This is a genomic window from Thalassospira sp. Z349TD_5 (assembly GCF_056173045.1).
This window is the reverse complement of the sequence record NZ_CM149654.1, coordinates 2,109,484-2,131,614: the sequence shown is the minus strand read 5'-3', so window position 1 is coordinate 2,131,614 and position 22,131 is coordinate 2,109,484. Positions and strand designations below refer to the sequence as shown.

20 protein-coding genes and 1 pseudogene are annotated in these 22,131 nt (G+C 52.0%); 17 read left to right on the top strand and 4 right to left on the bottom strand.

What is annotated here, in order from left to right; translation table 11 throughout:
• The first annotated feature begins 26 nt into the window (after positions 1-26).
• The 9 genes and pseudogenes from AC0VXT_RS09675 to AC0VXT_RS09635 all read left to right on the top strand — a co-directional run bounded on the left by AC0VXT_RS09675 (position 27) and on the right by AC0VXT_RS09635 (position 9,386).
• Complete coding sequence (locus tag AC0VXT_RS09675) at positions 27-851, top strand: YdcF family protein (protein ID WP_475548427.1); 825 nt, start codon at positions 27-29, stop codon at positions 849-851.
• Between the two features lie 20 nt (positions 852-871).
• Positions 872-1,876, top strand: coding sequence for a lytic murein transglycosylase (locus AC0VXT_RS09670; RefSeq protein ID WP_475548426.1), 1,005 nt, complete (start codon positions 872-874; stop codon positions 1,874-1,876).
• Between the two features lie 75 nt (positions 1,877-1,951).
• The gene (locus AC0VXT_RS09665) at positions 1,952-3,019 is read left to right on the top strand and encodes a septal ring lytic transglycosylase RlpA family protein (RefSeq protein ID WP_475548425.1); all 1,068 of its coding nucleotides are present in this window, start codon (positions 1,952-1,954) and stop codon (positions 3,017-3,019) included.
• 280 nt (positions 3,020-3,299) lie between these two features.
• The gene (locus AC0VXT_RS09660) at positions 3,300-4,382 is read left to right on the top strand and encodes a D-alanyl-D-alanine carboxypeptidase family protein (protein ID WP_475548424.1); all 1,083 of its coding nucleotides are present in this window, start codon (positions 3,300-3,302) and stop codon (positions 4,380-4,382) included.
• Complete coding sequence (tmk, locus tag AC0VXT_RS09655) at positions 4,382-5,035, top strand: dTMP kinase (RefSeq protein WP_475548573.1); 654 nt, start codon at positions 4,382-4,384, stop codon at positions 5,033-5,035. The genes AC0VXT_RS09660 and tmk overlap by 1 nt, the downstream gene beginning before the upstream one ends.
• A gap of 4 nt (positions 5,036-5,039) precedes the next feature.
• On the top strand, positions 5,040-6,149 hold the full coding sequence (locus AC0VXT_RS09650; RefSeq protein WP_475548423.1) for a DNA polymerase III subunit delta': 1,110 nt from the start codon (positions 5,040-5,042) through the stop codon (positions 6,147-6,149).
• Positions 6,150-6,234: 85 nt separating this feature from the next.
• A pseudogene (metG, locus tag AC0VXT_RS09645) lies at positions 6,235-7,801 on the top strand (methionine--tRNA ligase).
• Positions 7,798-8,616 carry a TatD family hydrolase gene (locus AC0VXT_RS09640; protein WP_475548422.1) on the top strand — a complete coding sequence of 273 codons (819 nt, stop codon included), beginning with the start codon at positions 7,798-7,800 and terminating at the stop codon, positions 8,614-8,616. Before metG ends, AC0VXT_RS09640 begins: the two are co-directional and overlap by 4 nt.
• A 98-nt stretch (positions 8,617-8,714) precedes the next feature.
• A complete protein-coding gene (locus AC0VXT_RS09635; protein WP_475548421.1) occupies positions 8,715-9,386 on the top strand; it encodes an MBL fold metallo-hydrolase in 672 nt (223 codons plus the stop codon).
• Positions 9,387-9,588: 202 nt separating this feature from the next.
• On the opposite strand, the gene AC0VXT_RS09630 is transcribed toward AC0VXT_RS09635, so the two are convergent.
• The gene (locus tag AC0VXT_RS09630; RefSeq protein WP_475548420.1) at positions 9,589-11,007 is read right to left on the bottom strand and encodes a sensor histidine kinase; all 1,419 of its coding nucleotides are present in this window, start codon (positions 11,005-11,007) and stop codon (positions 9,589-9,591) included.
• Positions 11,004-11,669 (bottom strand): response regulator transcription factor, encoded by a 666-nt coding sequence (locus AC0VXT_RS09625; RefSeq protein ID WP_101300482.1) that lies wholly within the window; start codon positions 11,667-11,669, stop codon positions 11,004-11,006. Before AC0VXT_RS09625 ends, AC0VXT_RS09630 begins: the two co-directional genes overlap by 4 nt.
• A 121-nt stretch (positions 11,670-11,790) precedes the next feature.
• On the opposite strand from AC0VXT_RS09625, the gene AC0VXT_RS09620 reads away from it, so the two are divergent.
• On the top strand, positions 11,791-12,915 hold the full coding sequence (locus AC0VXT_RS09620) for an ABC transporter substrate-binding protein (protein WP_475548419.1): 1,125 nt from the start codon (positions 11,791-11,793) through the stop codon (positions 12,913-12,915).
• A 29-nt stretch (positions 12,916-12,944) separates the two neighbouring features.
• On the opposite strand, the gene AC0VXT_RS09615 is transcribed toward AC0VXT_RS09620, so the two are convergent.
• The gene (locus AC0VXT_RS09615; RefSeq protein WP_475548418.1) at positions 12,945-13,793 is read right to left on the bottom strand and encodes a citryl-CoA lyase; all 849 of its coding nucleotides are present in this window, start codon (positions 13,791-13,793) and stop codon (positions 12,945-12,947) included.
• Complete coding sequence (locus AC0VXT_RS09610) at positions 13,790-15,007, bottom strand: CaiB/BaiF CoA transferase family protein (RefSeq protein WP_475548417.1); 1,218 nt, start codon at positions 15,005-15,007, stop codon at positions 13,790-13,792. Before AC0VXT_RS09610 ends, AC0VXT_RS09615 begins: the two co-directional genes overlap by 4 nt.
• 119 nt (positions 15,008-15,126) lie before the next feature.
• Here AC0VXT_RS09610 and AC0VXT_RS09605 point away from each other — a divergent pair, with 119 nt between their 5' ends.
• The 7 genes from AC0VXT_RS09605 (at position 15,127) to AC0VXT_RS09575 (ending at position 22,052) form a co-directional block, all read left to right on the top strand.
• Positions 15,127-15,807, top strand: a complete 681-nt coding sequence (locus AC0VXT_RS09605) for an IclR family transcriptional regulator (RefSeq protein ID WP_475548416.1) — start codon at positions 15,127-15,129, stop codon at positions 15,805-15,807.
• Between the two features lie 328 nt (positions 15,808-16,135).
• On the top strand, positions 16,136-16,603 hold the full coding sequence (locus tag AC0VXT_RS09600) for a type 2 periplasmic-binding domain-containing protein (RefSeq protein WP_475548415.1): 468 nt from the start codon (positions 16,136-16,138) through the stop codon (positions 16,601-16,603).
• Between the two features lie 125 nt (positions 16,604-16,728).
• The gene (locus tag AC0VXT_RS09595; RefSeq protein ID WP_475548414.1) at positions 16,729-17,136 is read left to right on the top strand and encodes a Bug family tripartite tricarboxylate transporter substrate binding protein; all 408 of its coding nucleotides are present in this window, start codon (positions 16,729-16,731) and stop codon (positions 17,134-17,136) included.
• Positions 17,137-17,180: 44 nt separating this feature from the next.
• Entirely contained in the window at positions 17,181-17,654 is a 474-nt protein-coding gene (locus tag AC0VXT_RS09590; RefSeq protein ID WP_102782735.1) for a tripartite tricarboxylate transporter TctB family protein, read from the top strand.
• 10 nt (positions 17,655-17,664) lie between these two features.
• On the top strand, positions 17,665-19,200 hold the full coding sequence (locus AC0VXT_RS09585; protein WP_022732239.1) for a tripartite tricarboxylate transporter permease: 1,536 nt from the start codon (positions 17,665-17,667) through the stop codon (positions 19,198-19,200).
• 36 nt (positions 19,201-19,236) lie between these two features.
• Positions 19,237-20,919 carry a methyl-accepting chemotaxis protein gene (locus tag AC0VXT_RS09580; protein ID WP_475548413.1) on the top strand — a complete coding sequence of 561 codons (1,683 nt, stop codon included), beginning with the start codon at positions 19,237-19,239 and terminating at the stop codon, positions 20,917-20,919.
• A 26-nt stretch (positions 20,920-20,945) separates the two neighbouring features.
• Positions 20,946-22,052, top strand: a complete 1,107-nt coding sequence (locus AC0VXT_RS09575; RefSeq protein WP_475548412.1) for an AbrB family transcriptional regulator — start codon at positions 20,946-20,948, stop codon at positions 22,050-22,052.
• Positions 22,053-22,131: the final 79 nt, after the last annotated feature.

The following is a 22,131-nucleotide window of genomic DNA, read 5'->3' as shown; positions in this document are numbered from 1 at the left end:
ATCGACTTTTATCAGGCTGATTTCGCGTGTTTTATTTTTTATCCAAAACTGTTGGCTATCTGATCAATATTGGATTGGTCCATGGCGTTGTTCTGTTGCTGCTTGTGCTGTTGATATGCCTGAAGCGAACCCGCCGATTTGCCGTTATGTCGTTGATTGGCGTTACCGTCATTACGTTGTTGATCACAATCATCCCCGTTGGGGGATTTCTGTCACATACGCTCGAAACACGGTTTGCCAAACCAGATCTGGATCATACCGAGTTTGCTGGCGTTATTACCTTGTCTGGTATTATTGATCCCGCCAGCTACCTAGATCGAGGCGATGTGCAGTTTTTAAGTGCCCCTGACCGGGTGTTTACGATGTTGCGCCTTGCCCATCGTCATCCTGACAAACCGGTGATTTTTACGGGAAAGGACGGCGTCTTGGTCGATCGTGGGTTTAGTGAAGCGGAAGTCTTGCAGAAATGGCTACGCGATTTGCGCCTGCGAACCCCGAACATGTATTTTGAGACCGAAGCACGTAACACACATGAGAATGCTGTGAATACGCGCACATTGGTCTTTGGCCGTTGGCCGGAAAAATCACAAAAGCCTTGGGTCTTGGTGACTTCAGCGGATCATATGCCACGCGCTGTTGGTGTTTTCCGCCAAGCAGGATGGAAAATTATTGCCTATCCGGTCGGAAGATTCACTTCTGATGACCTTCATTTAGCAAGTCTTAACGTCTCAGGCGGTATCAAATCCCTAAGCCGTGGTCTGCGTGAATGGGCTGGATTGACCGCCTATTACTGGACCGGGCGAACAGATGAATGGTTTCCTGGGCCGATGCCTAAGGAGGCTGGTAACTGATATCTTGGATGAGGCTTTTGATGAAATTCTGGAAACTCCTGACTGCCGCTTCCGCACTTGCCGTAATCACCGCAAGCGCGCCTGCCTTTGCGCAGACTGACGAAAAGCTTCCGGAATTCACCACTGAAGGGTTCGAAGACTGGCTTGTCGCCTTTAAAAAAGAAGCTGCTGCCAAGGGCATTTCAGAACCGACGCTTGAAATCGCGTTCGCCGACACGAAACCGATCCCGAAGGTCATCGAATATGACCGCAGCCAACCTGAATTTAAACTGACGTTCGAGCAATACCTCCAGCGTGTCGTGCCACAATCACGTATTAACGAAGGTCGCGCGAAATATGCAGAGAACCGCGCCATCATTGATGCCGCGGCCAAGAAATATGGCGTGCCTGGTCAATATCTGACGGCGTTCTGGGGAATTGAAACCGGGTTTGGCCGCCATACGGGTGGTTATTCGGTGGTCGATTCACTTGCCACACTGGCGTTCGAAGGTCGGCGTGCGGAATACTTCCGCAAAGAGCTTATGAATGCGCTGACGATCATTGATGCCGGACATATTGCGGCTGAGGACATGACCGGATCATGGGCCGGTGCAATGGGGCAAGCCCAATTCATGCCATCGACTTTCCTTAACTATGCTCGTGATGGGAATGACGACGGAAAGATTGACCTTTGGGGCGCAAAGGAAGATGTCTTTGCATCCGCAGCGAACTATCTTTCAACGGTTGGCTGGAAAGCTGATGACCGTTGGGGGCGTGAAATTACGCTTCCCAAGGATTTCGACAAGGAACTCGAAGGACGCGATATTCGCAAACCGATCAGCGAATGGCAAAAAATTGGCGTGAGAATGCCAAATGGTGGTGATCTTCCCAAAGCAGATATGGATGCATCGATTGTTATCGTAAATGACGGTGAAGGTCCTGCTTATATGGTTTATAACAACTTCCACACCATCATGCATTGGAACCGGTTGACATACTTTGCCATTGCTGTTGGCACCTTGGCCGATGCAATCGCCGGGTACTAAGACCAAGCATACGCTATGTGATATTCAGTGCCGGATATTACAAAGAACAGAGCATCTTTAAGCGGGGACACCTTGATGCCAGATACGAATAACAGTGCGTTTAGACGGATGTTTACCAAAGGACGCATTGGTATCACTGCTGTTGCCTTGGGGGTGCTGCTTTCAGGTTGTGCCGAAACCCAGCTTGCAGTTCACGGGGCAAAACGCCTCGGGGGTGGTCAGTCACAGCCAACCCAGGTTGGGCACTATAAAATTGGCAACCCCTATGAGATTGCAGGGCAGTGGTACTATCCGGCAGTCGATTATGAATATAGCGAGACCGGCATTGCTTCTTGGTATGGGCCAAAATTCCATGGCAAGAAAACGGCGAATGGTGAAACTTTCGACCAGTATGAAATTTCAGCAGCCCACAGAACCTTACCTTTGCCAAGTGTCGTGCGTGTTACCAACCTTGAAAACGGACGTTCGCTAAAAGTGCGTGTTAATGATCGCGGTCCATTTGCTCATAGCCGGATCATCGACATGTCGCGCCGTGCAGCCCAATTGCTCGGGTTTGAGAAAAAAGGCACGGCCAAAGTCCTTGTGGAAGTGGTTGAACTCGACAGTAAACAGATGGCCGCCATTGCAAAAGGCGAAGCCGCGCCAACAGTTGCAGTCTCAGCCGCCGAACAGAAAACTGTCACGGCCGCACCGCGTGATACCGTGGAAACGGTGCGTCTTGATGATGGTCCAATCACGGATAGTGGCGAGCCAGCCACGTCTAAAATTATCCTGACACCACCACCAAGCACGCAGGCCAGTGTTGAACAAAACTCCCTTGAAGGTACAATCGAAGAAGCGGCCGTCATCAGCGTAGAGCCGGTCACGACATCGGCGATCTATGTTCAGGCAGGTGCCTTTTCGATCTATGATAATGCGCTTAATCTGCGCAATCGTCTGTATGACATGGGCCCAAGCAAGATAGAACCGATTGAGGTTAAAGGGACGACATTTTACCGTGTTCGATTAGGTCCGCTTAATACCGTTCCCGAAGCAGACATTTTGCTCGAACGGGTGATTGCGACAGGCCAGAACGGTGCAAAAGTTGTGGTCGAATGTGCAGAAAACGTGGGTGGGGCGCCGAAATCAAGTTCGGTTTGCTAAACATCGTTTATGGTTTTTGATCTGTTTGCGAATGGCACAGGCTCAGAAGTCTATGCGGCAAACAGATTTTTGTTTTATGAGAAAACTCTCAGGCTGTTGCACAATTTTGCCGGATTTGCGACATAAGCAACAGCTTGAAGACGCCGGTCGCCCGGTACAACTGAATTCTAGTTTACAAGGTTAGGACGCTATGACTTTGATGCCGCCAATTCCGTTCAAGAAACGTCTGAACCGAGTAGTGGCAGGTGCCGCGATACTTGGGTCTATCATGGCGATGTCAATGACCAGCGCCCATGCCCTTGAGACCAATGCGCGTGAAGCTTTTATCATGGACTTTGATACCGGCACTGTTCTGTTGGACAAGGAAGGCGATACGCTAACTGAACCGGCCTCCATGACCAAGATGATGACTGTCCATATGCTGTTTAAGCACATCAAGGACGGCAGTGTATCTATGGATGATACGTTCCACGTCAGCGAAAAAGCCTGGCGCAAGGGTGGTTCCAAGATGTTTGTTGAGGTAAACTCCGACGTTTCTGTTTCCGACCTGCTGCACGGGATTATTGTTCAGTCGGGAAATGACGCCGCCATCGTCGTTGCAGAGGGGCTGGCCGGGACAGAGGATGCCTTTGCCACGGAAATGACCGAAGAAGCCCGCAACATCGGAATGACCAAGTCGGTGTTTAAAAATGCGACAGGCTGGCCGGCAGAAGGGCATCTTGTCACCGTTCATGATCTTGCCACACTGGCGCGCGATACAATTCGCGATTTCCCGGAACTCTACAAACTCTATTCAGTTAAAGAATTCACCTATAACGGCATCCGTCAGCCCAACCGTAACCCGCTTTTGGGGACCAGCGCTGGTGTTGACGGGCTTAAGACCGGCCATACTGAAACGGCGGGGTATGGCCTGACGGCGTCAGCTGAGCGCGATGGTCGTCGTTTGATCCTTGTCGTGAATGGCCTTGGGTCGGTGCGTGAACGTCGTACCGAATTACAGAAACTTCTTGATTGGGGTTTCCGTGAGTTTGACAATTACGATCTGTTTGCCAAGGACGAAATAGTTGGTTCGGCCAATGTCTGGCTTGGTGCGGAAACAAAGGTTGACCTTGTTTCGAATAAGGACATTCTTCTGACCTTGCCACGCAGTGCGCGTAATGACATGAAAGTTTCCGTTGTTTACGAGGGACCGATCCCCGCACCGATTACCAAGGGCGCACAAGTCGCGTCGTTGAAAGTCGAAATGGCTGATCAGGAAACCCGTGAATTCCCGCTCTATGCCGCACATGATGTCGGCCGCCTTGGGTTCATTGGCCGCATTGGGGCTGCGATCAAATATCTGTTGTGGGGAGCGAACGGGTGATTGAAAAGCCCGGCCTTTTCATCAGTTTTGAAGGCGGCGAAGGCAGCGGAAAAACCACTCAAATTCGACGTCTTGAAGAATGGTTTCGCCATCAGGGACGCGATGTCGTCGTCACCCGCGAACCGGGTGGATCTCCTGGTGCTGAGGAAATCCGGAACCTGCTGCTCACCGGCGATCCCGGTCGCTGGGATGCCGTGACTGAAGCTTTTTTGATGTTTGCTTCACGCCGTGATCATGTTGAACGCACTATTCGACCGGCCTTGGCCGATGGTAAAGTTGTTCTGTGTGATCGATTTGCCGACTTATCAGTTGCCTATCAGGGCTATGGCCATGGCTTGGGGGCTGAGTACATCCGAAATCTCTGGGCTTTGGCGATTGGCGATTTCAAACCGGACCTTACCTTGATCTTTGATCTGCCAATTGAAGTCGGTCTTGATCGGGCAGAGGCACGGTTTGCCAATGTCAGCGCTGCCGAAGATCGGTTTGAGCGCATGGGCGTCGAATTTCATCAGCGCCTGCGTGACGGGTTCAAGGAAATTTCGCAAACGAATGCGGATCGCTGCCGCATGATTGATGCCAACAGTGACATAGATACTGTCGCCGAACGAATGATTTCCGCGGTGAAAGACGGTCTAACCAGGCAGGGGAGCTAACCTTATGGCCCGTGCTGACGAGACGGAAACCGAAGACGACATTTTCTCCCCACGCAAAAACGATGCCTTTCTGGGCCACGAAGAGGCCGAGAAAACCATTCTGGATGCATGGAACAGCAAGCGCATGCATCATGCGTGGCTGTTGTGTGGCCCGCGTGGGGTTGGCAAAGCGACACTTGCCTACCGAATGGCGCGCTTCATCCTTTCAGGTGGGGGCGAGGACAGTGGTACAGGGTTATTTGGTGACAGCCCAAACGGTCTTTACGTCGATCCGGAAAATCCAGTTTTTCGCCGTATCGCGGGTGGCGGGCACGGCGACCTTAAGGTCATTGAACGCAAATACGATGAAAAGAAAAAGCGTCTACAGGGCGAAATCACGGTTGACAGTGTGCGGACAGTTGGCAATTTTATGTCCAAAACCTTGGCCGAGGGCGGGTGGCGCGTTGTCATTGTCGATGCCGCAGACGAGCTTAACCGAAATGCTGCCAATGCCATCTTGAAGGTTCTGGAGGAACCGCCTACCAACGCCCTGATGATCCTGGTTGCGCATCATCCGGGCCGGTTGTTGCCGACAATCCGGTCGCGCTGTCGCCGTCTTAATCTTGGGGCATTTGAAGAACATCAGGTTGTTGACCTTTTGGGGCGTTATTGCCCGGACATGGATCTTGGCGATCGTGATGCATTGTCTGGTCTGGCCGAAGGCAGTGTCGGCCGCGCCTTACAGCTTCACGAAGTTGGCGGGCTTGAGCTTTATACCGAGTTGGTCACCCTTATTGCCGCACTCCCCAATGCAGATGTCGCCGGACAACACAAGTTTGCCGAACGTTTTTCCGCCGCCGATAAGGATGCATCGTTTGCGACAATCACCGAACTTTTGCATTGGTGGCTGGCACGAATGATCCGGTTTGCCGCGACTGGACACGCTCCGCGTGAGATTATTGACGGTGAATTACCAGCCATGCAGCGTATGGCAGCATCGCAACCGCTTGATCAATGGCTAGAGGTATGGGAAAAGATCAACGAATTGATGGGCGCGACCCGTGGTTTGCATCTTGATCGTAAACAAGCCTTGCTGAATGCATTCTTCATGCTTGAAGAAACCATGCGAAACTGACATCAACGACCAATAATCGAAATTTCGATCATCACGGCCCAATCGGGCCGTTTTGTTTCACGACTTGCGCGAAGGATTTGCGGCCATGACCGGGCACAAACAGCCCTATTACATCACGACACCGATCTATTACGTCAATGACAAGCCACATATTGGCCATGCCTATACCACCTTGGCATGTGACGTATTGGCCCGCTTTAAGCGCCTTGACGGTTTTGATGTGATGTTCCTGACTGGTACGGATGAACACGGTCAGAAAGTCGATAAATCTGCTGCGGCCAAAGGCATTGATCCGCAGACCTTCACCGATCAAGTGTCACAGAACTTTCGCGATCTGGCCGGACACATGAATTTTTCCAATGACGATTTCATCCGCACCACGGAAGAACGTCATAAGAAAGCATGTCAGGCATTGTGGAATACGCTGCTCGAAAAGGGCGAGATTTATCTTGGCTCCTATGACGGCTGGTATTCGGTCCGCGACGAAGCATTCTACGCCGAAAAAGAACTGATCGAAAAAGACGGTGAAAAAATCGCACCAACCGGCGCCCCGGTCGAATGGGTGTCGGAACCGAGCTACTTCTTCAAGCTGTCGGCTTGGGGTGATCGTCTTTTGAAATTCTATGACGACAACCCCGATTTCATCGCACCACCATCACGTCGTAACGAAGTCATCAGCTTTGTTAAGGGCGGGATGCACGACCTTTCGGTATCACGTACAAGCTTTAAATGGGGTGTGCCAGTACCGAATGACGAAGATCACGTCATGTATGTCTGGCTTGATGCGCTGACCAACTATTTGACCGCCATTGGCTATCCAGACGTCGATCCGGCCAAACTTGAAAAATTCTGGCCGGCTGACCTGCACATGGTTGGTAAAGACATCTTGCGTTTCCACGCTGTGTATTGGCCGGCATTCCTGCTTGCAGCAGGCATCGCGCCGCCCAAACGTGTGTTTGCGCACGGCTGGTGGACCAACGAAGGTCAGAAGATTTCGAAATCAATCGGCAACGTCATTGATCCTTATGATCTGACGGAACGCTATGGCCTTGATCAAACCCGTTATTTCCTGCTGCGCGAAGTCCCGTTTGGCAATGATGGTGATTTTGGCCATCGCGCCATGGTCAGCCGGATGAACAGTGAATTGGCCAACGACCTTGGCAATATGTGCCAGCGCGTGTTGTCGATGATCCATAAAAACTGCAATGCAGCGGTTCCGACGCCGGGTGAATTCACAGATGCCGACAAGGATATTCTTGGTAAAGCATACGGGATGCTCGATACCGTGCGGCCGCTGTTTGACGAACAGGCCTTCCACAAGGCACTTGAAGCAATCTGGAGCCTGGTGGGCGATGCCAATCGCTATGTTCGACGAAATGGCACCTTGGGGCCTGAAGAAAACCGATCCGGCACGTATGGAAACGGTTCTTTATGTTCTGGCCGAAGTTATCCGCCATGTCGGGATCCTTGTTCAACCCGTCATGCCAGATTCCGCAGCAAAGATTCTTGATCTTCTGGTTCTTGCCGATGACAAACGCGGCTTTGAAACCCTTGGTCCTGATCACGCATTGTCAGTTGGCACCGAGTTGCCCAAACCCGAAGGCGTCTTCCCACGCTTTGTTGACCCGGAAGCCGAAGGAGAGAAGGCATGAATGTCGCCTTAGTTGACAGCCACTGCCATCTGGACTACCCGCAATTTGCCGATGATTTTGCCGGAACCGTCGCACGTGCGAAAAATGCCGGTGTTGGCATGATGGTCAGCATCGGCGTAAAACTGACAACGTTCGATCAGGTTCGCGCGGTTGCCGCGCAGGCAGACCATATTTACTGCACGATCGGGGTTCATCCGCACGAAGCGGGCGAGGAGGGGATATCAAGCCCCGACGCCCTGATCGAAAAGGCATCTGATCCCAAAATCATTGGTATCGGTGAAAGCGGCCTTGATTATTTCTATGATAATGCCCCGCGCGATGCACAGCAGGAAAGCTTCCGTGCGCATATCGCGGCCTGTCGTGAAACCGGGTTGCCTTTGATCGTTCACACCCGGGACGCGGATGATGACACGATGGATATTCTTGAAGAAGAATATCAAAAGGGGCCGTTTCCCGGTCTTATCCATTGTTTTTCAAGTTCTGCGGCCTTGGCGCAGCGGGCCTTGAAAATCGGATTTTACATTTCGTGTTCGGGCATCATCACGTTTAACTCCGCCAAGGAAATCCGTGCGGCCCTCGAAGATGTACCGCTGGATCGGTTGCTGGTTGAAACGGATGCGCCGTATCTGGCACCTGTACCAAAACGCGGCAAACCCAATGAACCCAGTTATGTTGCCCATACGGCGGCAAAACTGGCGGAAATTAAAGGTGTCAGCGTCGAAGAAATCGCCCGCATCACAACGGATAATTTCTTTAATCTGTTTACCAAGGCCGATCACAATAACCTTCTGGCGCTGGGGGATGGCGCACAGTGACGAAAATAACCATTCTGGGCTGTGGATCATCAAATGGTGTGCCATCTGTTGGCCTGGGATGGGGGCAGTGCGACCCGAAAAACCCGAAAAACCGACGCTTGCGCAGCTCAATCCTGATAGAGGAAGCCGACAAGAAGATCCTGGTAGATGTGACACCTGACTTTCGTCAGCAAGCATTATCTCACGATATCAATCATCTTGACGCAATCCTGTTTACACATGCGCATGCCGACCACGTCCACGGTATTGACGATGTGCGTTGGCTCAATGTTGCAATGGGACAACCGATCGACATTTACGCATCGGCGCAGACAATCTCGGACATTGATCATCGGTTTGCTTATGTCTTTACGCCGCTTCCTGACGGCGTTGAGTTCTTTTTTAAACCGGTACTGGTGCCGCATGTGATCTCTGGACCGTTTAAGGCAGCAGGGGTCCCAATAACAGTTTTCTCGCAGGATCACGGCTACTGCGAGACGTTGGGCTTTAAGATCGGGAAGTTTGCCTATTCGACCGACGTGGTTGATTTCCCCGAGGCGTCTAAACAACACCTCTATGATCTTGATGTCTGGGTCGTCGATTGCCTGCGCCATAAACCGCACAACACACATGCCCATGTTGAAAAGCTGTTGGGCTGGGTTGAGGAATTCAAACCCAAGCAGGTCTATATGACCCACATGAGCATTCAGTTTGATTACGCGAAGGCGATGGCGGATACACCGTACAATGTTGAACCTGCGTATGACGGGCTTGTTATCAGCGTGAATTGATCAGAACGAGCGTTTCTCGGGGCTGGATTGTTAGAGGAAAAAGGGCATCCCATCAATCTCAACGCAACACTCCCGAAACTGCACACCGGTTCTATAATATATATTATGACAAATTATAGAATATCAACTCAAATACGTTGTATATTTAAATTAATACTTTACGCGCCATTCTATAATCCTCTGCGACCATTCGGTCAGCCTTTTAGGCAGATGTATCGCTTACCGCATCCGCTCGTTCGAATTGAACGGTAAAGACACATCCGTTGTGATCATCAGGTTTCGTCAGCTTCACAGTCGTATGGTGACGCAGCGCAATTTCACGGACGATCGATAATCCAAGCCCACACCCGTCCTCTCCGTTCTCGGCTATACGATAAAACCGTTTGAAAACATCCTTATGGTACTTCGATGGAATTCCTGGACCGTTGTCTTCGACCGTCAAGATTACACTGTTGCGCACCACGTCATCTTCCAGTCGGACTGTGACAGCACTTCCTTCCGGGCAATATGTCAGCGCATTGTGCACTAGGTTTTTCAAAAGCTCCTCAATCAACGTAGCATTGCCCATGATCATGGTGGGTTCTGTGATACCTTCATATCCAAGATCAATGCCGCTCTCGATGGCCGTCATGACTTTTGATGCCGTCACGGTTCTGGTGATGTCACACAGATCAATCTTTTCAAACTGTTGACCGGCAAGACCTTCGGGGGCTGCCCGGGCCGATGCCAGCAACTGATTGGCCAAATGCGACGTTTGCTGGGTGGACGTTGCAATCGTTGCCATGATCTGGTGCAGCTTTTCCGGATCATCTTCACGAAGGCCCAGTTCAGACTGCGTGCGCAATGCGGCAAGTGGCGTCCGCAACTGATGGGCGGCATCCGCTGTAAAGCGCTGCATGGTTGCCAAACTGTTTCCAAGGCGTTGAAAAAGATGATTAATTGCGCCGACGAGATGCCGCACTTCATTGGGAACATCATGTTCAATCGGCCTCAAATCGGTTGGTGAACGACGGTTAAGTGCCTCTTCAAGGCGCGTGAGCGGTTTGAGCCCCTGCCCGATACCAAACCAGACAATAACAGCCGCAATCACAATCAGTGCAATCTGACGCGCAGCTGCACTGGCAAGGATGTCTTCGCTCAGACTTGTTCTGGTACCCATGGTTTCAGCAACAAGTACCTGAAAACGTGTTGCTTTTCGAACGCTGGCGACATAGCGCGATAACGCGCCAATGCGAACATTTTCGCCGTTATACACCGCATCATAAAACACCGGATTTTCGCGCAGTGGCAATAACACGTTTGGTACCGGCGGCAGATCTTCGTACCCGGTGATAAATTCACCCTGTATTGTGCCAACTTGATAAAACACGCGGTCTTCGGCCGAACTTGTCAGCATCTCAAGTGCAACATACGGTACATCAACTTCTATCTTGCCCCCGATCAGGACAACACGGTCGGCAATCGCCAATGCAGAACTTAAAAGTGCGCGGTCAAATGCTTGATTTGTCGAGCTAACAGCATTGCTTCGCACTTCAAGAAGCATTAAAGAACTGATCACCAAAAGCGGGATCAGAAGCCAGATAATCAGCCGTCGCCTGAGTGATCCGTTACGCCATTTCATGTCTTTTTCAACAAATAACCAAGTCCGCGTACCGTCTGAATTTTGACCTCAGCCGCTTCAACACGTTTGCGTAAACGACTGATATAAAGCTCTACCGCGTTCGCACTGATATCGTCCTCAAACCCGGCCAACTGATCGGCAATCTGTTCCTTGCTCAGAACATGCCCCAACCGCAACAGCAGAATTTCGAGGATATTAAGCTCGCGGCGTGGAATTTCAATGTCATCGCCATGGATCATGACACGCCGTGCCACCGTATCAAATACCAGTTGACCGCATCTGATCTGGGTGTTGTGCGTGCCGGCATTCCGCCGCATCAATGCCCGTACGCGGGCTTCAAGCTCGACCAGTTCAAACGGCTTTGCCAGATAATCATCCGCGCCAAGATCAAGTCCCTTGACCCGATCTTCGATATCGCCGCGCGCGGTCAGGATCAAAACAGCACTTTCGGCACCGCGATGACGCAGCCGGCGCAGAATTTCAAGCCCGTCAAGCTTTGGCAAATTAAGATCAAGCACGACCAACCCGTATTCCTGAGTGCGCAGGATATCATCGGCTTCTTCACCATCTGCGATCACATCAACGGCATAGCCAGATTGCCGAAGCGATCTGGCTATGCCGTCCGCCAGTGCGGCATGATCTTCGACGACGAGGACTCTCATTGTTTGTCGTACTCTTCCCTGATAAACCGATAATCGGGTTCCGCAGATTTGGTGCATCATGCCAAGTCGCTAGTTCTGGCCGATGAAATCGACAATCGACGCCCGCTTAGGATAGTACACTATGACCTTGGGACGTTCCTGTATTCGTTTATGTGTCATTGCCGTCGCGATGCAAGTATCTTCTGCGTTTGCCGAGGTGTTTCAGTTCCCTGCCCTGCACGCAAGCCAGCCCGCCGACCCAGAACAAGCCCTTCTGACCGATTACAATCAGGTGGCCGTTATATACGGCTCTGCCGACATTGGCGCTTTTAGCCCCGCCATCGAAGCATTTCAGCAGAACAACCCACAGGTTGGCATTGAATATCATCAGCTTCAGACACTTGAAATGTATGACATGACGATCAAGGAACGCGCCAGTGGTGCCGCCAATGCCGATCTGATCATTAGTTCATCCATGGATTTGCAGATGAAGCTGGCAAATGACGGATACGCAATCGCCCACCAAAGTACGCAAACGGATGCCCTGCCCAATTGGGCGCGTTGGCGCAACGAAGCATTCGCCGTGACGCAGGAACCCGCCGTAATTGCCTATAATCGGGAATTTTTCCGCGAAAATGAACTGGAACCACCACGCACACGCGAAGCATTCCTTGAACTGCTGCGTGCGAATGATGATTTACTCAACGAAAAAGTAACAACCTACGATATCGAGCGCAGCGGCGTTGGCTTTCTCTTTCTTGCCCGTGATGAACGATTTTTCCCCGGTATATGGGACTTCATCCGGCAACTAGGTCAATCCAAGGTAAAGCTGTATTCAAACACCTCACCCATGCTGGAAAAAATCGCCGACGGTCAGGTCGTCCTTGGCTATAACCTTCTCGGATCCTATGCGGAAACCTTTAGCCACAGAACACCCAACCTTGGCGTCATCCTTCCCGATGATTTCATTGTCGTTTATTCGCGTATTGCCATTATCCCGCGCGGAGCGCGCAACCCGAACCTCGGCGCACGCTTCCTTGATTACATGCTCTCAATCGAAGGACAAACCGTTCTGCAGGACGCAGGTAATTTTAACCCGGTGCGCGCCGATGTTCCGCAAAGTCCATTTTCCTCATTGATCTTTGACCGCTATGGAGAACGTGTACGCTCCTTTCCGGTTGGTCCCGGCTTGCTGGTCTATCTTGATCAGGCAAAACGTCAGCGGTTTATTCGTCGATGGCAGGATGCACTTTTAAACCGGCGTTAAAATACATCCTGCCAAATATTTGATAATGATCAACCTTCGTGATTTTCAACAGGCACGAGGCGCGGTTCATGCCCGGTATATTTCCAGATCATGCGACGCGGGATCGGGCCTTTGTTGCGGCCACCTTGCTGGGTTTGCTCCCACGCATGGGCAAGAATGCCCACCGACCGTGACAGGCAAAACAACCCACGTGCCAGGGGCGCATCAAATCCCAACTCGGCATAAATAACCGCCGTCGCACCATCTATGTTCATCGGGATTTTTTTGCCTTTACGCGCCTCAAGCGTCTTTTCGACTTCACGGGCAATCATGCCAAAATGCCCGTTGACAATGCCATCGTTGGCCGCATCTTCCACCAGCCCCAACAAGCGCGGCGCACGCGGGTCGGTCGGATGGAAACGATGCCCAAATCCGGGAATATGTTTGCCATGTTCGGAAATCTGGTGATCAAGCCCGTCCGAAACCGCCTGCGCGACGGATACGCCATCATCAATACGTCGTGCAATATCGCGATATAAGGCAACCGCCTGCTCGCCCGCACCACCATGAACGTCGCCCAGCACATTTACGGCACTTGCCATTGCATTGTTAAGTCCAACGCCACAGGTTGCCGCCATGCGGGCAATAGCAATACTTGGAGCTTGTGGGCCATGATCGACAGCAGCCACCAATGCCGCCTCAAGCAGTTTTGCCTGCTTGGGATTGGGCAAGTCACCCCGTGTCATCAACCAGATCATTGCCGGAAAGCTGACATTGCCAATCAAATCTTCGATGGCATAACCTGAATAGCGAATTTCGCCGGGTTTCATATCGATGATCGAGCTTTGCCACCAGTCCGATACTTCGTGTTCGACATCACGTGCTGTTTTCTCGCTCATAATACGCCCTCCGCTTTCAGCGTTTTGATTTCGTCAACCGACAATCCAAGCCCGGCCAAAATGGTTTCATTGTCCTGTCCCAAAACGGGCGGCGGCGCATCAACACTTGGGGCTTCGCCATTAAGCTTCATACCCGTGCGCAAGACGCGAATGTCACGCTCAACACCCGGCACGCTTGCAAAATCGGCGATCATTCCGCGATCGGCGATTTGTGGCAATGAAAGTGCCTGTGGCACGGTTAGAACCGCACCGGCGGGAACACCAACCGCATTAAATGCCAGCACCCAGTCATCGGTACGACCTGTTTGAAGTACCCCCTCAAGCAACCCGGCCAATTCTTTGCGGTTTGAAAGACGATCAGAACGGGTCAGAAAGCGTGGATCGGCTTTAAGCGCGTCTAGTTCAAGCACATCACACACGGCTTCAAACTGTTCCTGCTTATTCGCCGCAATGTTGATTTGACCATCTGCAGTGCGAAACGCTCCGGACGGGGATGACGTAAAGTTATCATTGCCGTTTGCGATCGGTTGCTGCCCGGCAATAAGGAAGTTCGAAACCACCCAGCCCATGGTCGCAACGACCGATTCCAGCATCGAAATATCGATAAAGCTACCCTTGCCCTCATTATTACCAAGCGCCCTGCCCGCGAGTGCTGAACTGATCGCACAAGCTGCCGTCAGGCCCCCAATGGTATCGGCAACCGGATACCCGACCCGATAGGTTTCCTTATCTTCTTCACCAGTGATGGTCATGATACCAGAAAGGCCCTGCACGATTTGATCGTAAGCTGGCAGCTTTTTCATCGGACCACTTTGCCCGAACCCGGATATCGCACAATAAATCAAGGCCGGGTTCACCTTGGACAACACGTCATAGTCAAGCTCAAGCCGATCCATCACGCCGGGTCGAAAATTCTCAACTAATACGTCGGCCTTCTTGACCAGTTTTTTAAGGATATCCTTGCCGCGCGGGTCTTTCAGATTAAGTGTGATCGATTTCTTCCCGGCATTCTGGGCGAGGAACGAAACCCCCATCAGCTTTTCATTCAAACCGGCATCCGCACCCAGTTGGCGGGCCAAATCACCGCGCCCAGGGGCTTCGACCTTAATCACTGTTGCGCCAAGATGTGCCAGTTGATGACAACAAAACGGTCCGGCAAGCACATTGGTCAGGTCCAAAACCGTGACGCCATGAAGCGGTTTGGTATTTTGCATACTATTTCCCAATATTCTGTTTGGTAGAATTATGTTCTATTATATAGAATTTACTATCCTCGCAAAACGGTTCAATCAGTCAGCAATCAGGCTGCCGCCTATAAGAATTTGGAAAGACCATGTCAGAACAGAATGTTAGCGCCGTTGAACGCGCGCTTATGATCCTTGATGTTTTTACCGATCAGGATGCGGATCTGTCGCTTAAGGACCTCGCTGAACGCACTGGAATGTACAAAAGCACCATCTCAAGACTGGCCGGAACATTAGAGTCGAATGGTTTTCTGATGATTTCGGGGCGTGGGCGATATCGATTGGGCCCGGCCTTATGGCGATTGGGGTCCATTTATCGGCGATCATTTAGGATGGATGACGTTGTCCGCCCACATCTAAGCACACTTGTTGATCAAAGCGGTGAAACAGCCTCTTTCTATGTCCCGGAAGGGTCAAACCGCCTGTGCTTGTTTCGCGAAAACTCACCACGCAGCCTGCGCCATCACCTTGAAGAAGGTGCCATCCTGCCCTGTGACCGTGGGGCCGCCGGACATGTTATTCGTGCGTGGGGCAACGGCGTTGATGATCGGGCGTTAGAAGTCCTTGAACACGGTTTTGCGCAAAGCCACGGTGAACGCGACCCTGATATTTCAGCCATCGCTGTTCCGGTTCTTGACCGACACAAACAAATGTTGGGTGTTTTGTCATTGTCGGGTCCGGGCAGCCGGTTCACAGCAGAAAAACGCCAGAGCGTATTGTCTTTATTGAAATCTCATGCCCTTGAATGTGGTCGCTCTCTTTCGGCGTAACGCCTACTTTTCCGCCATATTTGGCACCGTCTATGCCACAGCTTCATAAAACATATGCCTTTTTTTCACCTGATTGTTGGCAATGACAGGTTGGTGACAGGTTTGGCTGTTAACGTCCTGCCACTGCCGATCAGGGGGTAAAACCGCCCAAGGATCAAAAACAAGAATATCGGCAAGGGAGGACTTACTTTCAATTCGACAGTCAGGTTGCGTTTGCACACCTGAAAGGTCGTGATCGTTCTCCGTTGCTGAAGTTCTGTCCTTAATGATCGGCGCGCCACCGTTTTGGTGGCTTGGGAAAATGCTTTAGTGTCTGGAGGAGACCCTGATGAACAAGCTGACGATGTTCTCGCGTCGCGGATTTATGGTTGCAGCAACTGCTGTGGCTGTTTCGACGGCTGCTTTTGCTGTTACGACTGCCAAAGCTGCAGAAATGGATGAAGTTCACTTTATCATTCCGGGCGGCGCAGGTGGCGGCTGGGACGGTACCGCACGTGGTACAGGCGAAGCCCTGACAAAATCCGGTCTGGTTGGCACTGCATCTTATGAAAACATGTCTGGCGGCGGCGGCGGTAAAGCCATTGCTTACATGATCGAAGCTGCTGATCGCCTTGATAACACCTTGATGGTCAACTCCACTCCGATCATCGTGCGTTCGCTGACCGGGGTCTTCCCGCAATCGTTCCGCGACCTGACCCCGATTGCTGCTGTTGTTGCTGAATATGCGGCCTTTGCCGTACCGGCAGACAGCAAGTTCGAAATCTTTCACCGACGTTGTTGCATCTGTCAAATCTGACCCGTCATCGGTCAAATTTGGTGGTGGCTCGGTCCGTGGTGGCATGGATCACATTGTTGCAGCCTACGCTGTGCAGCAGGGTGGCGGCGATGCCAAACAGGTAAAATACATTCCGTATGATGCCGGTGGCAAAGCAATTGCAGGTCTTCTGTCGGGCGAAACCGACGTTCTGTTCGACCGGTCTTGGCGAACTTCTTGAACTCGCCAAAGCAGGTCAGATTCGCATTCTTGCGGTAACTTCGAACGAACGTATCGAAGCAGCTCCGGAAGTTCCGGCTCTCGGCGAACTCGGCATTGATGCAGAATTCGTCAACTGGCGCGGTTACTTCGGCTCACCTTCCCTGTCGGCTGACAAAGCGGATGCGTATGCAGCACTTCTCAAAGACGTGCAGGCGACCCCGGAGTGGGACACCGTGCGCAAACGTAACGGCTGGGAAAAAATCTATAAAGGTCGTGAAGAGTTTTCCACCTTTATGGAAAACCAGGAAAAGGTCGTTGGCGACCTGATGCGCGATCTTGGCTTCCTGAAATAAGCCATTAGAAAACCGATAAAAAGACTTCCGAAGGAAACCACGCCATGTCCATCAATCGTGACAAATTCGGCGCACTGCTTTTTCTATGCCTTGCGCTGATCTACGGGTTTTATGTCGATGATATCCCGTTGCTGTTTGGCGACGAAGATGCGCCGTTTAATGCTCAAACCCTTCCTAATGCGCTTGCGTGGATATTAGGTTTGGTTTCCTTCATCCAACTGGTCATGCCTGCCAATCAAGAGGCAGGCAACCTTTCGGCCGCCTTCCGCGGTTTGAAATGGGGCCGTGTTGTTCAGCTTGGTGTGCTGATGGTCTTTTATGGCTTTACCATTCGCTATCTCGGCTTCCTGATCTCAACCACGATCTTTTTGGTCGGGGGCTTTGCCGTTCTTGGCGAACGCCGGATCAAGGTTTTGCTGGGTGCATCCATCCCTGTTGTTTTCATTTTCTGGTACCTGCTGACCCAACTGATGGGCATCTATCTGGCACCGGGTGACATCTTCGAAATGCTGGGTTAGGGCGAAAGAAATGCTTGAAGGAATTTTCTCCGGTCTTTCGACCGCAGTCATGCCGATCAACCTTCTGATGGTTGCTGTCGGCTGTTTCGCCGGGACATTTATCGGCATGTTGCCGGGGCTCGGTCCGATCACCGCAATTGCGCTAATGATCCCGATCACCTACGGCTTTGATCCTTCTACCGGCCTGATCCTGATGGCCGGTGTCTATTACGGTGCTATCTTTGGCGGTTCGACATCGTCAATCCTGATTAACGCACCCGGCGTTGCCGGTACCGTTGCGACTGCCTTTGACGGTTATCCAATGGCCCAAAAAGGTCAGGCTGGCAAGGCACTGGCAATTGCCGCCTACTCGTCATTTTCCGGCGGCACGATTGCGGCGATCTTCTTGTTGGTTGCGGCCCCTGTTCTTGCTTCTGTTTCGCTATCGTTCCAGTCGGGTGATTATTTCGCCCTGATGGTATTGGGGCTAACGGCGGTATCGGCCTTTGCCGGGAAAGGTCAGGTTCTCAAGGCAATTACCATGACGCTGTTTGGCATCATGCTGTCAACCATCGGCACTGATCCGGCGGCTGGTGTTGCACGCTTTACCTTTGGCAACATGGACCTTATTGACGGCATCAGCTTCCTGCTGCTTGCCATGTCAACCTTTGCGCTCTCCGAAGCCCTTCTGTCGATCCTGCGTCCGACCAAGGACACACGCACTGACGAAGAACGGGCGTTGAAAAACCTTGGCTCAATGAAGCTGTCCAAAGAAGAAGTCAAAACCATGATCCCGGTAATCGGTCGATCCTCGGTGCTTGGCTTCTTTACCGGCGTTCTGCCCGGTGCCGGTGCGACCATTGCATCCTTCCTTGCCTATGGCATGGAACGCAACATTGCATCTGCAAAGGAAAAGCTTCAGTTCGGTAAAGGGTCCATTCGTGGCCTTGCTGCCCCGGAAACCGCCAACAATGCCGCTTGTTCTGGCTCTTTCGTCCCACTTTTGACCCTTGGTATTCCGGGGTCTGGCACGACGGCGGTCATGATGGGGGCTCTGATTTCCTATGGCGTTCAACCAGGCCCGCGTCTGTTTGTTGAGCAGCCGGAAGTCTTCTGGTCGGTTATTATTTCGATGTATATCGGCAACATCGTGCTTCTGGTGTTGAACCTGCCGCTGATCCCTTACATCTCCCGCCTTTTGGCTCTGCCGCAGCAATTGTTGGTCCCGTTCGTGCTGTTCTTCTCGCTGATCGGTGTTTATCTGGTGACCTTTAACGCCTTTGATATTCACATGATGGTCATTGCCGCGGCAATCGCTATTGGTTTGCGTCTTTTGAACTATCCGATGGCACCGATGCTGCTGGGCTTCATTTTGGGCAGCATGATGGAAGAAAACCTGCGCCGTGCACTGATGATCAGTGATGGCTCGCTGGCCTTCCTTTGGGAACGTCCGATCACGCTTGTGATCCTTCTGCTCAGTGCCCTGTTCCTGTCAGCACCTTTGGTCGGCAACCTGCGCCAATGGGTAAAAAACCGCAAAGCGGTGCCAAACGACGGTGAATTCTAAGACCTGAAAAGCTTCCGACGCGAAGGAATTGGATGAATGCGCTTTCTTGATAATTTGGCGATTGGGCCAAAAACTCTTTTGGTCCCGGTCTTTCTGATGGTTGTGATCGTTGCAATGGGTATTGCGACGGTCGCCACACTTGAAAGCGAGAAAAACACCCTCACCAGCCTTCGCGTCGAAGCCTATGAGCGGCGGTCTGACGCACTCACACTCAGTAACGCACTGAACGAGGTGCATGGATCGCTGTTTCGTATCCTAACATGGGATTCCAACGGCATTAATGCTGCGACTGTTCCTGAGTTGCGCGAACAGGTCAGTCATATTTCAGAAGACCTTGCCCCGCTCGCACAACGGCTTGCGGTTGTTGGTGGCGACGAGTTCACCAGCAACTATGAGAAATACATCGAACAGGTTGACCAGTTCCTGGTTGAAAGCGAAATGAACATCTACGGCGCACTCGAAGTCATTGCGCAGGCCGATGAAACATTCCGTGCCCTTCAGGTGCCGCTTAATCAAATTCTGGTACAGACCCACGAACTGGCCCAAACATCCTTTGCCAATGCATCGTCACAGGCAGAAGCCTTGCAACGGGTATTCGTGATTGTTGCCATCCTTGTTGTGTTTATTGCCGGGGTGGTTTCTGTGTTCGTCTCACGGCGCATTTCACGCCCCATGACCGATCTTTCACATCTGATCGAACAAATCGCCAATGGCGATCTGGACATTGATGTTCGTGGCGTTCAACGCCGTGATGAAATCGGCACGGTTGCAAGATCTGTAACTGTTTTGCGCGATCAATCCAAAGAAGCCGAAAGCCTGCGCAAAGAACGCGAACGCGTCCGAACGATCGAAGGCGAACGCCAGCAGGACTTGATCCGCGCTACCGATCATTTCCAACGCACCGTTCAGGATGCCCTTTCCGGGTTTGACCGTGAATTTGGCTCACTGAACGGATCGGCAAGCGACATGGAGCAGATCGCAACCTCGGCAAGCGCACGTTCTGCTGATGCCAATCAACATTCCGAACAAGTTCTCCATCATATCGAAGCCGTATCGCAAACCACGGCAAGCCTGTCCGAAGCCATTGCCGAAATCGGCCATCAGGCACAAAATTCTGCCGAAGTCGCTGGCAAGGCCCGCTCGGAAAGTGAACAGTCCCGCGCCCTGTTTGAACAGTTGACCAACGCGACACAACGCATTGGCGATATTGTCGGTCTGATCGAAGACATCGCAAGCCAGACCAACCTACTGGCCCTGAATGCCACCATCGAAGCAGCCCGTGCCGGGGACGCAGGCAAGGGCTTCGCCGTCGTTGCCGGTGAGGTTAAAAACCTTGCATCGCAGACCGCACGCGCCACCGAGGATATTTCCAATCAGGTCGATGAGATCCGTGGCCTGACAGACAATGTCGTCGGCGCACTGCAAAGTGTTGCAAATGTGATTGGTGAGGTTGATCAATCGGCCGCCGCGATTGCTGCAGCTGTGGAAGAGCAACAGGCATCAACGGCTGGTATTTCCGATAGCATTCATGATGCCAATGGCGGGATGCGCACGGTGGCCGAAGCGGTTGGTGCTCTTGATACCGAAACCGCCCGCGTTCATAACGGTTCGGAAAATGTCACGCGTGCAACCAACACACTTAATACCGAAGCATCGCGACTGCGCGATGCGATTGATGGGTTCCTCGAACAGATCAACAAGAACAAGGCCAGCGCATAATGAGCAGATCACCCGAAGATCCAGCCATGTCCAGTTGGATCAACCGTATTTCGGGTGTAATGACACCACGCTTTTTCAAAAGACTATCTATTGCTCTTGGCATCGGCCTTGTTGGTGGATTGATCGCACATAGCCTAAACATGCCGCTCGCATGGATGATGGGACCGATGCTTGCAACTTTTGTGGCAAGCTTGATGCGCGTTCAGATGGGCATTCCGATGGAGTTTCGCTCGGTCATTCTGGGGGTGATCGGCATTTTTCTTGGCGCGTCCTTTACCCCTGAAACCCTTGATCAGGCCGTCCGCTGGCCAATCAGCATGATTGCGGTGCTGATTTACGTGCCCGTCGTGACGGTTTTTGTGACGTGGTTCTATACCAAAATCGCCCGACTTGATCCGGCAACAGCCCTGTTTTCAGCAACACCGGGTGGTCTGACGCCTATGGTCGTCCTTGGCGCTGCTGCGGGCGGAAATGAACAGGAAATCGCATTAACGCAAGGCTTGCGCGTTCTGTTGCTGGTCATGTCCGCCCCCTTGATCGTTTTAATGATTACGGGTGTCGTTGCCAGCGGTCATGGCGATGGTGATGCGGTCTATATGACACTGTCAGAAGGTCTTTTGACAGGTGGTGCCGCCCTTCTCACTGTCTTGCTGTTTCGCAAGCTTCGCGTCCCGGCTGCCTATATGACAGGTGCAATGCTTGCCAGCATGGTTCTGCACGTTACCGGGATCGTTGAAGGTAATTTACCTGATTGGCTTTTGGCCGGAAGTCTTCTGATCCTTGGCTCCGCCATCGGCAGCCGTTTTGCGGGCGTCAAATTATCATTTCTAGCGCGATTGGCCGGTTATTCGATCTTTGCCACGCTAGTAATTTTGGCCTTTACCGGCGGCGTTGCCTGGATGGTGTCGCAATGGCTTGATCTTGATTTCATTGCTGTGTTGCTGGCGTTTGCGCCGGGGGGCGTTGCTGAGATGTCGCTGATCGCACTGGCACTGAATGTCGAGCCAAGCTTCGTTGCCTTCCACCACATCGTCCGTATATTTGAAATCGTCTTACTTGCGCCGATCATGGCAAAGTGGTTCCAGCGCCATATGCAGCGCAAGAACGCGCAGAATAACACCCCTATCCGGTAAGCGTTCTGCACCGACGGAATTTCCCCGCCTTTAAGTACTAAGGGTTTCCGGGAATCAAAAAGACGGGATGACGCCTAAC

Coding starts and splice junctions, on each gene's coding strand:
- AC0VXT_RS09670 (WP_475548426.1), top strand. CDS start 872: ATGAAATTCTGGAAACTCCTGACTGCCGCTTCCGCACTTGCCGTAATC.
- AC0VXT_RS09665 (WP_475548425.1), top strand. CDS start 1,952: ATGCCAGATACGAATAACAGTGCGTTTAGACGGATGTTTACCAAAGGA.
- AC0VXT_RS09660 (WP_475548424.1), top strand. CDS start 3,300: ATGACCAGCGCCCATGCCCTTGAGACCAATGCGCGTGAAGCTTTTATC.
- AC0VXT_RS09650 (WP_475548423.1), top strand. CDS start 5,040: ATGGCCCGTGCTGACGAGACGGAAACCGAAGACGACATTTTCTCCCCA.
- AC0VXT_RS09640 (WP_475548422.1), top strand. CDS start 7,798: ATGAATGTCGCCTTAGTTGACAGCCACTGCCATCTGGACTACCCGCAA.
- AC0VXT_RS09630 (WP_475548420.1), bottom strand. CDS start 11,007: ATGAAATGGCGTAACGGATCACTCAGGCGACGGCTGATTATCTGGCTT.
- AC0VXT_RS09625 (WP_101300482.1), bottom strand. CDS start 11,669: ATGAGAGTCCTCGTCGTCGAAGATCATGCCGCACTGGCGGACGGCATA.
- AC0VXT_RS09620 (WP_475548419.1), top strand. CDS start 11,791: ATGACCTTGGGACGTTCCTGTATTCGTTTATGTGTCATTGCCGTCGCG.
- AC0VXT_RS09615 (WP_475548418.1), bottom strand. CDS start 13,793: ATGAGCGAGAAAACAGCACGTGATGTCGAACACGAAGTATCGGACTGG.
- AC0VXT_RS09610 (WP_475548417.1), bottom strand. CDS start 15,007: ATGCAAAATACCAAACCGCTTCATGGCGTCACGGTTTTGGACCTGACC.
- AC0VXT_RS09605 (WP_475548416.1), top strand. CDS start 15,127: ATGTCAGAACAGAATGTTAGCGCCGTTGAACGCGCGCTTATGATCCTT.
- AC0VXT_RS09600 (WP_475548415.1), top strand. CDS start 16,136: ATGAACAAGCTGACGATGTTCTCGCGTCGCGGATTTATGGTTGCAGCA.
- AC0VXT_RS09590 (WP_102782735.1), top strand. CDS start 17,181: ATGTCCATCAATCGTGACAAATTCGGCGCACTGCTTTTTCTATGCCTT.
- AC0VXT_RS09585 (WP_022732239.1), top strand. CDS start 17,665: ATGCTTGAAGGAATTTTCTCCGGTCTTTCGACCGCAGTCATGCCGATC.
- AC0VXT_RS09580 (WP_475548413.1), top strand. CDS start 19,237: ATGCGCTTTCTTGATAATTTGGCGATTGGGCCAAAAACTCTTTTGGTC.
- AC0VXT_RS09575 (WP_475548412.1), top strand. CDS start 20,946: ATGTCCAGTTGGATCAACCGTATTTCGGGTGTAATGACACCACGCTTT.